The organism is Pseudomonas sp. W2Oct36, from assembly GCF_041060465.1.
Taxonomy (GTDB): domain Bacteria; phylum Pseudomonadota; class Gammaproteobacteria; order Pseudomonadales; family Pseudomonadaceae; genus Aquipseudomonas; species Aquipseudomonas graminis_B.
In genome coordinates this window covers 108,493-120,476 of sequence record NZ_JAUERW010000009.1, presented here as the reverse complement: position 1 = coordinate 120,476, position 11,984 = coordinate 108,493, and the positions used below count along the sequence as shown (strand labels likewise).

Below are 11,984 nucleotides of genomic sequence, written 5' to 3'. Positions count from 1 at the left end.
GGTTATACCTTCGCCACGAGTGGGCGACCCAGCAGGCCTTGGGGACGGAAGATCAGAATCACTACCAGCAGGCCGAAACTGAACACGTCTTTGTAGTCAGAGTTGATCAGGCCGGAGAACTGCGACTCGGCCACCCCCAGGATCAGCCCGCCGAGCATGGCGCCCGGCAACGAACCAATGCCGCCCAGGACCGCTGCGGTAAACGCCTTGATGCCGATGACGAAGCCGGCGAAGAAGTCGAAGGTGCCGTAGTTCATGGTGATCAGCACGCCGGCCAGTGCCGCCATGGCCGCGCCGATGATGAATACGTAGGAAATGACCCGGTCGGTATTGATGCCCAGAATCGAGGCCATCTTGCGATCCTGCTGCGTGGCGCGGCACATGCGGCCCAGCTTGGTGTACTTGATGATGTAGGTCAGTACGCCCATGCCGACGAAGGCGGCGATCAGGATGAAGATTTTGGTGTAGGTGATCTGTACGAAGCCGCTGCCGACATCGAAGCGCATGGCGCCTTCGAGCAGGGTCGGTACGCCTTGCTGGCGTGGGCCCTGAGCGATCTGCGCGTAGTTCTGCAGAATCAGGGAGATGCCGATCGCACTGATCAGCGGCGCCAGACGGGTCGAGTTACGCAGCGGTTTATACGCCACGCGCTCGATGACGAAGCCGTACACACCGGTCACCACAATGGTGAAGATCAGTGTGCCGAGAATCAGAAAGGGGAATGACTCAACGCCGAAGAACGACAGTACGGCGAGGCCAATGGCTGCGAGGTAGGCGGAGATCATGTACACGTCGCCGTGGGCGAAGTTGATCATGCCGATGATGCCGTAGACCATCGTGTAACCGATGGCGATCAGGCCATAGACCGAGCCCAGTGTCAGGCCGTTGACCATTTGCTGCAGGAAAATACCGTCCATCACGCACGCTCACGAACTTGAAAGGCCAGCCTGACGCGCGGCGACCATTCCCTCGTGAGGAACAGAGCGGCGCACACAGTGGCAACAGAAGAAATCCGGCGCCGCTGTCAGACAGCGCCGATTACCGGATCAGAACGTTTCCCGGCTCACCCCCGGGAAACGGCCGATCCGACTAAGCGCTTAACTCACTTCTGCTTTTCGAGTTGGTGATATTTGCCGTCCTTGTCCCACTGGTAAACCACGTAGTCAGAGACTTTCAGGTCGCCCTTGGTGTCCCAGGCTTTCTCGCCCATGACGGTTTTGACAGGATGGGCTTTCAGGAACTTGGCAGCGTCCTCGCCTTTGTTCGACTTGGCGCCGTTAAAGCCAGCAGCCAGGGCCTGAACCGAAGCGTAAGCGTAGAGGGTGTAGCCTTCTGGCTCGTAGCCGGATTTGCGGAACTGCTCAACCACAGCCTTGCTGTCTGGCAGCATGCGCGGGTCGGCGCCGAAGGTCATGTACACGCCATCGACGTATTGCGCGCCGCCAGCGGTGGTCACCAGCTCGTCGGTCACAACGCCGTCGTCGGACATGAACTTCACGTCTTTCAGGCCTTGCTCACGCAGTTGGCGAACCAGTGGACCGGCTTCCGGGTGCAGGCCGCCGAAGTAAACGACGTCAGCGCCAACGGAGCGGATCTTGGTGACCAGGGCGCTGAAGTCTTTTTCGCCACGGGTCAGACCTTCTTCCAGCACAGGCTTCACGCCGCGAGCGGTGAGCTGCTTGGCGGTGGCGTCTGCCAGGCCTTTGCCGTAGGTGTCTTTGTCGTTGATGACGGCGATCTTCTTGCCCTTGAGCACGTCGACGATGTAGTCGCCGGCAACGACGCCTTGCTGATCGTCACGACCGCACATGCGGAACATGGCGCTCAGGCCGCGCTCGGTCACGGTCGGATTGGTGGAGCCAGGAGTGATCGCGATGATGCCGGCTTCGTCATAGACTTCCGACGCCGGGATGGTCGAGGAGGAGCAGAAGTGACCGACAACGCCGGCAACTTTGTCGGACGCGGCCTTGTTGGCGACGGCAACGGCCTGTTTCGGTTCGCACGCATCGTCGTAGGCGGTCAGGACGATTTTGTCGCCGTTGACGCCGCCCGCAGCGTTAATGGCATCGGCAGCCGCTTGAGCGCCCTTCATGTACTGTTCGCCGAATGAGGCGTTGGCGCCGGTCATCGGGCCTGCAACGCCGATCTTGATGTCGGCTGCCTGCGCAAATGAAGCCGCACCCATGGCAGTAGCCACGGCGAGTGCGAGAAAGCCTTTTCTGTAGAACGTCTGCGACATGAGTTGGTGCTCCTGGGTTTTTTAATTAGCACTGCGACCACAGAGCTGCTGCGAGCAAGTGGCGTGCCATCGGTTTTTTATTCTTGAGAAACTCGTCGTTTTGTCGCTATCCGACTGATTTCTGCCCTTTTTCACGGGGCGTGCAACCGTCTAAACCGCGCAAGGTGCAACCTCGCGACTTTAAAAGAGCAACCCTGGCGAGACAGACGCGCAACCGCGCCGTTCTCACCTGTACAACCCTGTTGTTACAGCGTGCGTCACCGAACTGCACACCGTCGGTGCGGATCCGCTACGGGCCGCACCATTTGAGGGTAGTGGATGTAGGAGAAAGCGTTGTTTTGGAGAGAGAATTCTTCTTAGATTACGATTCTGAGGCACTGTCCCGCATGGTATAGCGAAAAGCCAGCCTCGTACAAAGAACTGCGCAGTCCGACGGCCGCCAGCGGCTGCATCTGCGCAAAGGGGATGGGTAAAACACTGGCGTTGCCGCTGCACAGGTAATCGGCGAATGCTTTGCCGACGACTGTCCCAGTGGTGTTGCCGCGTCCGTTGTAACCGGTGACCGCGACCAGTCCTGGTGCAGGCTCAAACATTCGCAGCAAGTGATCGGGCGTAAACGCGATGCAGCCGGTCCAGGTGCATTCCCACTCGACCGTTTTGAGGTACGGAAAATAATGCTGTTGCACACGATCGGCCCACGCTTTGAGAAACCAGCCAGGCTTTTGATTGCCATTGCCCAGACTGCCCAACAACAACCGGCCATCGGCATCGCGACGGATGCTGCTGAGCACCTGCCGCGTGTCCCAGGAGCCCTGCCCGCCCGGTAAAATCCGCTGCGCCGCGTCTTCGGTCAGCGGCCCCGAGGCCACTTGATAGTAATAGCCGGGGAAGAAGTTGCGCCGAAGCTCCGTCCACTCGCCCTCGGTGTAGGCGTTGGAGGCGATGACGACTTGCTCGGCAAGCACCGCGCCGTTTTCAGTGATCACGCACCAGCGCGAGCCTTGTCGCTCAAGGCGTCTGACCGGCGAGTGGTCGAAACGCTGACCGCCCAACTGCGTGACGGCCGCCGCCAGCCCGCTGGTATAGGCCATCGGATTAATGGTGCCCGCGCGGTGATCAAGTAAAGCGGAGGTGATCTCGGTGGTGCCGGTCGCGTCCTGACAGGCCTTGCCGGTGAGCAATTCCACAGGCGCGCCGCGACGTTTCCACTGTTCTTCACGGCTGCGAAGGTCCAGCTCGCCTTTGGCGTTGTGGGCCATGTGCAGCGTGCCTTTGCGCGTCGCCTGGCAGTCGATGCCGTATTTTTCGATGAGGCTGAAGACCAGCGACGGCGCGTTGCCGAGCATGGTGTTGAGCTGGCTGCCGACTGTCTCGCCGAATCCGGCTTCGATTTCGTCAGGCGGAATCCACAGGCCGGCATTGACCAGTCCCACGTTTCGGCCGGACCCGCCCTGCCCGGTGCGATGAGCTTCGACAACAGCGACCGTCTTGCCTTGCTCAAGCAGATGAAGGGCCGCCGACAAACCCGTGATGCCTGCGCCGATGACGCACACATCGACCGTCACTTCCCCGCTCAACGCGGGCGCTTCCGGCCTTTGCGGCGTCAGCGTTTCCCACAGACATTCTTCGCGTAACGGCATCGCAAAACCTCGGAAAGAGACAGCCAGACCATTGATCGTTCCCACGCTCCGCGTGGTAATGCATGCGCGCGGATGGCTTAAACCTGTAGGAGCGTGGCTTGTCCCGCGATCGGCTGAGCAGCAGTCGTAATGCGTTTCCCCGGTTGATTCAGACAAACCGGGTTCAAGAACTTACTGCCGCTGCGCGCCAGATCGCGGGACAAGCCACGCTCCTACACAAACCATCAATCAAACGTAATCCCCTGCGCCAGCGGCAGTTCGCGGGAGTAGTTCACCGTCGCGGTCTGGCGACGCATGTAGCCTTTCCAGGAGTCCGAGCCGGATTCGCGGCCACCGCCGGTTTCTTTCTCGCCACCGAACGCGCCGCCAATCTCTGCACCACTCGGGCCAATGTTGACGTTGGCGATGCCGCAATCGCTGCCCAGTGCCGAAATGAACTGCTCGGCTTCGCGCACGTCGATGGTGAAAATGCAGGACGACAGACCTTGGGGGACGTCATTGTTCAGACGAACCGCCTCGCTGAATTCCTCATAGCCCACCACGTACAAAATCGGCGCGAAGGTTTCGCTGCGCACGACCTCGCTCTGTTCCGGCATCTCGACGATGGCCGGCGAGACGTAATAAGCGTTGGGGAATTTATCCTCCAGCTGGCGCTTGCCGCCGAACACCTTGCCGCCTTCGCTCAACGCCTGCTCCAGCGCTTCCTGCATGTTTTCGTAGCTTTGCTTGTCGATCAAAGGACCGACCAGATTGCCTTCCAGCGGATGCCCAATGCGCACTTTCGCGTACGCGGCTTTCAGGCGCTCGACGAACTCGGCCTTCACCGACGAATGCGCGATCAGACGGCGCAGGGTGGTGCAGCGTTGACCCGCCGTGCCGACAGCACTGAACAGCACCGCGCGCACGGCCAGGTCCAGATCGGCGCTCGGGGTCAGGATCATCGCGTTGTTGCCGCCCAGCTCCAGAATGCTGCGGGCGAAACGTGCAGCAAGTTTCGGCGCCACTTCGCGGCCCATGCGCGTGCTGCCAGTGGCGCTGATCAATGCGACGCGGATGTCATCGACCAACGCCTCACCGGCTTCGCGGCTGCCGACAATGCATTGGGTGAGGTACTGAGGGGCATCCGAAAATTCAGCCGCGACTTTATCGAACAGGGCCTGACAGGCCAGCGCAGTGAGGGGCGTTTTTTCCGACGGTTTCCAGATCACCGCGTTACCGCAGACCAGCGCCAGCGCGGTGTTCCACGACCAGACCGCGACAGGGAAGTTGAACGCGCTGATAACGCCGACAACCCCCAGCGGATGCCAGGTCTCACGCATGTGGTGGCCCGGGCGCTCGGAAGCGATGGTCAGGCCGTACATCTGGCGCGACAGGCCGACGGCGAAGTCGCAGATGTCGATCATTTCCTGCACTTCACCCAGCCCTTCCTGAGTGATCTTGCCGGCTTCCCACGACACCAGTTCACCGAGGTCGGCTTTGTGCTTGCGCAGCGCTTCGCCAAACAGACGAATCAGCTCGCCGCGACGGGGTGCAGGCACTTTGCGCCAGGCTTCGAAAGCGTGATCGGCGCGGGTGATGCGCTGCTCGACTTCGGCGGCGCTTTCCCAGCTCACCGACGCGACCTGGCTGCCATCGATCGGCGTGTGAACAGGCTTGTCACCCTGTTGATAAAGCGCGGCGTCGACACCGAGTCGGGTAAGCAGGTCGTTGAGCATGGTTTCTCCTGAGACTGATCGTAAGCGCAAAAGCGGAATGCCAAATATGGGTTATTTCGTCAGCCTCTAGTAATAGCTGGCCGGCGACACTGCAACAAACGACGATTAAGCGAGATATCATTCCGTTTTTTCATGCTGACGCTGAACGAGCCGAATATGCTGAGCAAACGCCATCTCCCGTCGGTCACCGCGCTGCAATGTTTTGAAGCGGTGACCCGTCACCTGAGTTTCACCCGCGCGGCCGAGGAGCTGAACCTCACCCAGAGCGCGGTCAGCAAGCAGGTCGCCCAGCTGGAAGAATTGGTGCAGCACCTGTTGTTCCGACGGGTGCGTCGACGCCTGCAACTGACGCCAGCCGGTGCGCTGTACTTGGGAGAGGTGCGCAAAGTGCTCACGCAGATGGAAATGTCGACGCACTTCCTGCGTTCCTACGGCGGCGAAACCGAAGTCCTGCGGGTGTCAACACCCTCGACCTTCGGCGCCCGCTGGCTGGTGCCACGGCTCAAGGGCTGGCGCTTGCGTCATCCGCACATTCATCTGGATCTGGTCAACGAACAGGAGAGCGATGATGTAGCCCAGAGCCGCTGCGACCTGTCGTTCTATTTTGGTGGAGGTGCCCGACCCGGTGCGGAGAGCGTGAGGCTGTTCAGCGAAGAGCTGATCCCGGTCTGCGCTCCCGGCAGCCTGCCCGATGAACCCTTCACCGATCCTACGCAACTGACCGATCTGGTCCTGCTGCAAAACGCGCACCGCCCCCAGGCCTGGCATGACTGGTTCGACAGTCAGGGTTACCAGACCGAGCACAGCTACCACGGCCCGCGTTTCGAAACGATCTATATGTGCATTCGTGCGGCGCAAGTGGGCTGCGGCGTCGCGCTGCTGCCCCGGTTTCTGGTGGAAGAAGAGCTGACGGACGGCAAGCTGATCATCCCCTGGACCCACGCCCTGCCCAGTCAGGACGCCTACTACCTCGCATACCCGGAGCACGCGGCCGAAGTGCCGAAAATCCGCGTGTTTGTGGAATGGATGCTCGAACAGCTCAACGAGCCAACGCCGAAGTAAAAACATTCCCGGCTAAAGCCGGTCCTACTGACGTCGCGCAATCTCATAGTAGGACCGGCTTCAGCCGGGAAAAGGCCAGTTTGCGCACCATCAAATCTGCGCCGTGACCACCGACGCCTTCCCGGCTAAAGCCGGTCCCACACGTTGGGGTTCCAGCCAGCCCCATTGGATGCACGCGATGCTTTAGTGGGACCGGCTTCAGCCGGGAAGAGGCCAGTTTGCGCACCATCAAATCTGCGCCGTGACCACCGACGCATTCCCGGCTAAAGCCGGTCCCACACGTTGGGATTCCAGCCAGCCCCAGTGGATGCACGCGATGCTTTTAGTAGGACCGGCTTCAGCCGGTAAGAGGCCAGTTTGCGCACCATCAAATCTGCGCCGTGACCACCGATGCCTTCCCGGCTAAAGCCGGTCCCACACGTTGGGGTTCCAGCCAGCCCCATTGGATGCACGCGATGCTTTTAGTGGGACCGGCTTCAGCCGGGAAGAGGCCAGTTTGCGCACCATCAAACCTGCGCCGTGACCACCGACGCCTTCCCGGCTAGAGCCGGTCCCACACGTTGGGGTTCCAGCCAGCCCCATTGGATGCACGCGATGCTTTTAGTGGGACCGGCTTCAGCCGGGAAAAGGCCAGTTTGCGCACCATCAAATCTGCGCCGTGACCACCGACGCCTTCCCGGCTAAAGCCGGTCCTACAATTGGAGTTCAGGCCAGTCCATGGAATCGGAGTTCCAGCCAGTCCTGCTAGGAGCAGGCAGTCAGTCGCTGAAACATTTCTGCCCCTCTTCCACGACGACTGGCATTATGTCGGCCATCGTCAATAACAAACCGGACGTACCGCCACAGCGCTACCGCAAGGTTGTATGCGACATCCAATTGAATCCCGGGCCGCACCTTGGCGGCCGCTGCTGGCTGGAGCGACACAATGAGTGAGAGCGCTTTCGCGGACCGCATCGTGCAGAACCTGCTCGATACCGACCTCTATAAGCTGAGCATGATGCAGGCCGTGCTGCACAACTACCCCAACGTCGAAGTGGAGTGGGAGTTTCGCTGCCGCAACGGTGAAGACCTCCGGCCGTATCTGGCCGAGATCCGCCATCAGATCGAGCAGCTCTGCGACCTGTCGCTGAGTGTCGAGGAGACCGGCTTCCTCGAACGCATCAACTTCATGAAGCCCGACTTCCTGCGTTTCCTCGGGCTGTTCCGCTTCAACCTGCGCTACGTCCAGACCACCATCGAAAACGACGAACTGTGCATCCGCCTCTCAGGCCCCTGGCTGCACGTGATCCTTTTCGAAGTGCCCGTCCTGGCCATCGTCAGCGAAGTCCGCAATCGCCATCGCAACCCGGAAACCCTGCTCAGCCAGGCCCGCGATCAGCTGTACCGAAAAATCGACTGGCTCAACGCAACCGCCACCGCTGATGAACTGGCGGAATTGAAGGTGGCTGACTTCGGCACCCGCCGGCGCTTCTCCTACGCGGTGCAGGAAGACGTCGTTTCGGTGCTGAAAAAGGATTTCCCCGGCCAGTTCGTCGGCACCAGCAACGTGCACCTGGCGCGCAAATTCGACCTCAAACCCCTCGGCACCATGGCCCACGAGTGGATCATGGCCCATCAGCAACTCGGCCCGCGGCTGATCGACAGCCAGATTGCCGCCCTCGATTGCTGGGTCCGCGAATACCGCGGCCTGCTGGGTATTGCGCTGACAGACTGCATCACCACCGATGCCTTCCTCGGTGATTTCGACCTGTTCTTCGCCAAGCTCTTCGACGGCCTGCGCCACGATTCGGGCGACCCCGTGCAGTGGGCCGAAAAATGCATCCGGCATTATCAAAAGCTGGGCATCGAGCCGATGAGCAAGACCCTGGTGTTCTCCGACGGGTTGAATCTGCCCAAGGCGCTGGAAATATTCCGCGCGCTGCGGGGTCGCATCAACGTCAGCTTCGGGATCGGCACCAACCTGACCGCCGACATCCCGGGGATCCAGCCGATGAGCATCGTGCTGAAAATGACTGCCTGCGCCGGCCAGCCCGTCGCCAAGATTTCCGACGAGCCCGGCAAAACGCAGTGCAAGGACCCGGAGTTCGTGTCCTATCTGCGCCACGTGTTCAAGGTGCCAGCCTGAGTCGAGCACCGACCGCCGCCCCTTTTTATGCCATTCCTTTTTTGCTCGAGGAGTCAATCATGCAAGACGTACAGCGCGAGATCGCCCGGCAGCTCAACGTCCAGCCGCCTTTTGCCAATGACCAGGCGCTGCAGGCAGAAGTCAGCCGCCGCGTGCAATTCATCAAGGACTGCCTGCATAACGCCCGTCTGAAAGTGCTGGTGCTGGGCATCAGCGGCGGCGTGGATTCGCTGACGGCAGGTTTGATGGCCCAGCGCGCCATTCGCGAGCTGCGTGAAAGCACCGGCGACAATGCCTACACCTTCGTCGCCGTGCGCCTGCCGTATCACATCCAGCACGACGAACACGAAGCCACGGCATCGGTGGATTTCATCAACCCGGACGAGCGCCACACCGTGGACATCGCGCCCTCGGTGAAAGCGCTGGTTGATCAGATCAAAGCCTTCGAGGGCCAGCCGGCCAATACCGTGGATTTCGTCAAAGGCAACATCAAGGCCCGGGCGCGGATGGTCGCGCAGTACGCCATTGCTGGTGTGAAAGGCGGCCTGGTCATCGGCACCGACCATGCGGCTGAAGCGGTCATGGGCTTCTACACCAAGTTCGGCGACGGGGCCTGCGACCTGGCGCCGTTGAGCGGTCTGGTGAAGAACCAGGTCCGTGCGATCGCCCGCAGCTTCGGCGCGCCACAGAACCTCGTCGAGAAAGTCCCCACCGCGGACCTCGAAGAACTGGTCCCCGGCAAACCGGACGAAGCGGCCCACGGCATCAGCTACGCAGAGATCGACGCCTTCCTGCACGGCGAGCCAGTGAAGCAGGAAACCGCCGAGATCATTGTCAGCACCTACCGCAAGACCCAGCACAAGCGGGATCTGCCTTACGCGCCATAGGGCTCAGCCACAAAGACGCCCGATGGCGTTTGATTGAAAATTCATCGGGCAGCAGTACCGCTGCATTCAAAAACGGAATGAACCCGTTATTTCTTTTCGCTTGATGGCGCTCGCCATCACGGCTTACATAGCGCTCTGACTTCCCCGCCCAGAGCCGCTACCCATGACTGCTTTCCAAGGCCTCTTCACCCTCGTTGCGTCCACCGTCGGCCAGCCTGCTGCGGCATGGCTGGAACACCGCGTCGAGGTGCCGCAGGCGCTGGGCGGGTTTTCCTGGTCCAAGGAGGCGGTCCATCGGGTCTGGCTCGCCGAAGCGTTGAACCTGTGCCTGTTCCACAAGCTGGTAGAGGCCGTGCCCGACGGGCTTCGCTATGTGGACGAGCAATTCGACGGCGGCCGTAAAGTGGTGTTCGACCACGGCGCCATCCGCACCGTCGACTGGGCGGACAACGGCGAATTGCCGCGCGGTCGTCAGGCCTTCTCGCGCCTGCTCGAGCCGCTGGGTTTCACCGATGTGCGCACCTATCCGCTGACCAAACTGAACATGACCGGTTGGGGCTACCGGCAAATGGACTTGTCAGAAGACATCGCGCAGTTCTTCGTCTCCGAACTGCACCCCGGCCGACTCAGTCAGTCGTTTCAAGAGGCGGTCAGCCGCGTCGTCGGTTCGAGCCGCGACCCGTTGAGTTCTGAAGACTTGAGCGTGCTGAATCGCCTGCGCACCACCCGGCATTGCAGCCTGGCCGAAGCCACGCGCCTGCTGCCGGCCCTGTATCGCGCGTTTGGCCGCCAGCACGGCGTCGTTCGGGAGGATGACTATCGGCAACTGCTGAGCGAAAGCGCGGAAATGGCGTGGATCGCCACCGAGGGCAACAGCTTCAATCATCTGACCGATCGGGTGGTGGATCTGGAAGCGACGGTGGCCGAACAGAATCGGCGCGAACGGCCGATGAAGGACAGCATCGAGGTGTCAGGTTCGGGAAGGGTCATGCAGACCGCGTACAAGGCCTGCACGGTGAGCCGAGGGCTGATGAATGCCGAGGGCGTCGTCGTGGCGCACAAGGTGCCGGGCTCATTCGTGGAGTTCATTCAGCGCAAGATCGACCCTGACAACGGCAAGATCGATCTCAACTTCGACAGCAGCAACGCGCAGGGCATCTTCAAAATGACCGACTCGAAGCAGCCCTAGCGGTCACTTCAGGCTGACGGTGCCTTTCATCATGCCGATGTGGCCGGGGAACGAGCAGAAAAAGCCGTATTTCTCGGCCGGGTCCAGCTTGGAGACGTCGAACGTGACCGAATCATTCTCGCCTCCGCCTATCACTTTGGTGTGAGCAATAACGCGCGCGTCACCGTCCTTCAGATAATCCTTGTCGATGCCGACGCTCATGCCGTCTGTGGCGATCTGCGACATGTCATCGTATTTGCTAATGACCAGATTGTGACCCATGACGGCCTTCGGCAGGCTGCCGGAGTGTTTCAGGTTGACGGTGAACTGCTTGCAGCTCTTGTCGATTTCGATGGCCTTGGTGGTGAACGTCATCTGGTCGGTGGAATCGACTTCGACCGAGCATTCCGCCGCCAGAAGGTGCCCACTGGCCAAAGTCAGAATGGATGCAGCGACAAGCTTGCGAATCATGGTGCGTCTCCTGGTGGGCAGCCTTGGATTTTGCATACAAAGACTGAACTGAATTAGAACAATTTATCAACCGTTATGACCGGTCACCTCTGGGCGGCCTCTATCAGTGCCATCAAGACAATCAAACAGTCAGCGCTACGATGGCTGCATAAGATCGCGCTGTCACCTATCTTCAGGACGATCCCATGCAACTCTCCAGCATTTTCCGCAGCTTGCTCGCCGCTTACGCCTGTGGCGCATCGGGTAGTTACGACCGCGCCAGCCAGGATTACGGCGTCTACCAACGCGCGTTTTCCGCAGGCTACGACCTGTAACGGCGGGCGACCGACCGGGATATATGACTGGGTGAAGAAAAATACCACGCCGGCTTTGCACCATTCTCAGGCAGAATGTGCTGACTTATCGTCTGCCTCGAGGACTGCCCATGGCCAAACCCAACTATTCCTTCGCCAAACGCCAACGTGATCTGGCAAAAGAGCAAAAGAAAGAGGAAAAAGCACAGCGCAAGCAGGCTGAGAAGGCTGAAGCAGAGGCCGGAGAAGCTGCAGTTGTAGACGGCGAAAACGCCGAAGGCTCTTCCGAAGCCGAACACTCTACCGATGCTGAAGGCTCCGCTGACGTAAAAGGCTCCGCCGAAGCAAAGCCCGCTGAGTGATCGTCTGATTCAGCGCAATGGG

General features: G+C 60.4%; 11 protein-coding genes. 6 read left to right on the top strand and 5 right to left on the bottom strand.

Going from position 1 to position 11,984, the window contains the following annotated elements:
• Positions 1–2: 2 nt before the first annotated feature.
• The 4 genes from QWI18_RS14275 to QWI18_RS14260 all read right to left on the bottom strand — a co-directional run bounded on the left by QWI18_RS14275 (position 3) and on the right by QWI18_RS14260 (position 5,594).
• A complete protein-coding gene (locus QWI18_RS14275; protein ID WP_065987780.1) occupies positions 3–917 on the bottom strand; it encodes a branched-chain amino acid ABC transporter permease LivH in 915 nt (304 codons plus the stop codon).
• A 185-nt stretch (positions 918–1,102) separates the two neighbouring features.
• Positions 1,103–2,239 carry an ABC transporter substrate-binding protein gene (locus tag QWI18_RS14270; RefSeq protein ID WP_065987781.1) on the bottom strand — a complete coding sequence of 379 codons (1,137 nt, stop codon included), beginning with the start codon at positions 2,237–2,239 and terminating at the stop codon, positions 1,103–1,105.
• Positions 2,240–2,595: 356 nt separating this feature from the next.
• Positions 2,596–3,879: an NAD(P)/FAD-dependent oxidoreductase gene (locus QWI18_RS14265; protein WP_369319105.1), complete on the bottom strand. Its 1,284-nt coding sequence runs from the start codon at positions 3,877–3,879 to the stop codon at positions 2,596–2,598.
• 224 nt (positions 3,880–4,103) lie between these two features.
• Positions 4,104–5,594, bottom strand: coding sequence for an aldehyde dehydrogenase family protein (locus QWI18_RS14260; protein WP_369319104.1), 1,491 nt, complete (start codon positions 5,592–5,594; stop codon positions 4,104–4,106).
• 156 nt (positions 5,595–5,750) lie between these two features.
• Here QWI18_RS14260 and QWI18_RS14255 point away from each other — a divergent pair, with 156 nt between their 5' ends.
• From QWI18_RS14255 to QWI18_RS14240, 4 genes are all read left to right on the top strand, one after another.
• The gene (locus QWI18_RS14255) at positions 5,751–6,656 is read left to right on the top strand and encodes a LysR family transcriptional regulator (RefSeq protein WP_369319103.1); all 906 of its coding nucleotides are present in this window, start codon (positions 5,751–5,753) and stop codon (positions 6,654–6,656) included.
• Between the two features lie 925 nt (positions 6,657–7,581).
• Positions 7,582–8,781, top strand: a complete 1,200-nt coding sequence (gene pncB, locus QWI18_RS14250) for a nicotinate phosphoribosyltransferase (RefSeq protein WP_065987784.1) — start codon at positions 7,582–7,584, stop codon at positions 8,779–8,781.
• Between the two features lie 59 nt (positions 8,782–8,840).
• Positions 8,841–9,668, top strand: coding sequence for an ammonia-dependent NAD(+) synthetase (gene nadE, locus QWI18_RS14245; RefSeq protein WP_192135316.1), 828 nt, complete (start codon positions 8,841–8,843; stop codon positions 9,666–9,668).
• Between the two features lie 163 nt (positions 9,669–9,831).
• Positions 9,832–10,857: a DUF1338 domain-containing protein gene (locus tag QWI18_RS14240; protein ID WP_369319102.1), complete on the top strand. Its 1,026-nt coding sequence runs from the start codon at positions 9,832–9,834 to the stop codon at positions 10,855–10,857.
• A 3-nt stretch (positions 10,858–10,860) separates the two neighbouring features.
• On the opposite strand, the gene azu is transcribed toward QWI18_RS14240, so the two are convergent.
• Complete coding sequence (gene azu, locus QWI18_RS14235) at positions 10,861–11,307, bottom strand: azurin (RefSeq protein ID WP_192135320.1); 447 nt, start codon at positions 11,305–11,307, stop codon at positions 10,861–10,863.
• A gap of 185 nt (positions 11,308–11,492) precedes the next feature.
• Here azu and QWI18_RS14230 point away from each other — a divergent pair, with 185 nt between their 5' ends.
• Together QWI18_RS14230 and QWI18_RS14225 are read left to right on the top strand one after the other, a co-directional pair.
• Complete coding sequence (locus tag QWI18_RS14230; RefSeq protein WP_274605159.1) at positions 11,493–11,621, top strand: hypothetical protein; 129 nt, start codon at positions 11,493–11,495, stop codon at positions 11,619–11,621.
• Positions 11,622–11,731: 110 nt separating this feature from the next.
• Positions 11,732–11,962, top strand: coding sequence for a hypothetical protein (locus QWI18_RS14225; RefSeq protein ID WP_065987788.1), 231 nt, complete (start codon positions 11,732–11,734; stop codon positions 11,960–11,962).
• The last annotated feature ends 22 nt before the right edge of the window (positions 11,963–11,984 follow it).

Coding starts and splice junctions, on each gene's coding strand:
- QWI18_RS14275 (WP_065987780.1), bottom strand. CDS start 917: ATGGACGGTATTTTCCTGCAGCAAATGGTCAACGGCCTGACACTGGGC.
- QWI18_RS14270 (WP_065987781.1), bottom strand. CDS start 2,239: ATGTCGCAGACGTTCTACAGAAAAGGCTTTCTCGCACTCGCCGTGGCT.
- QWI18_RS14265 (WP_369319105.1), bottom strand. CDS start 3,879: ATGCCGTTACGCGAAGAATGTCTGTGGGAAACGCTGACGCCGCAAAGG.
- QWI18_RS14260 (WP_369319104.1), bottom strand. CDS start 5,594: ATGCTCAACGACCTGCTTACCCGACTCGGTGTCGACGCCGCGCTTTAT.
- QWI18_RS14255 (WP_369319103.1), top strand. CDS start 5,751: ATGCTGAGCAAACGCCATCTCCCGTCGGTCACCGCGCTGCAATGTTTT.
- pncB (WP_065987784.1), top strand. CDS start 7,582: ATGAGTGAGAGCGCTTTCGCGGACCGCATCGTGCAGAACCTGCTCGAT.
- nadE (WP_192135316.1), top strand. CDS start 8,841: ATGCAAGACGTACAGCGCGAGATCGCCCGGCAGCTCAACGTCCAGCCG.
- QWI18_RS14240 (WP_369319102.1), top strand. CDS start 9,832: ATGACTGCTTTCCAAGGCCTCTTCACCCTCGTTGCGTCCACCGTCGGC.
- azu (WP_192135320.1), bottom strand. CDS start 11,307: ATGATTCGCAAGCTTGTCGCTGCATCCATTCTGACTTTGGCCAGTGGG.
- QWI18_RS14230 (WP_274605159.1), top strand. CDS start 11,493: ATGCAACTCTCCAGCATTTTCCGCAGCTTGCTCGCCGCTTACGCCTGT.
- QWI18_RS14225 (WP_065987788.1), top strand. CDS start 11,732: ATGGCCAAACCCAACTATTCCTTCGCCAAACGCCAACGTGATCTGGCA.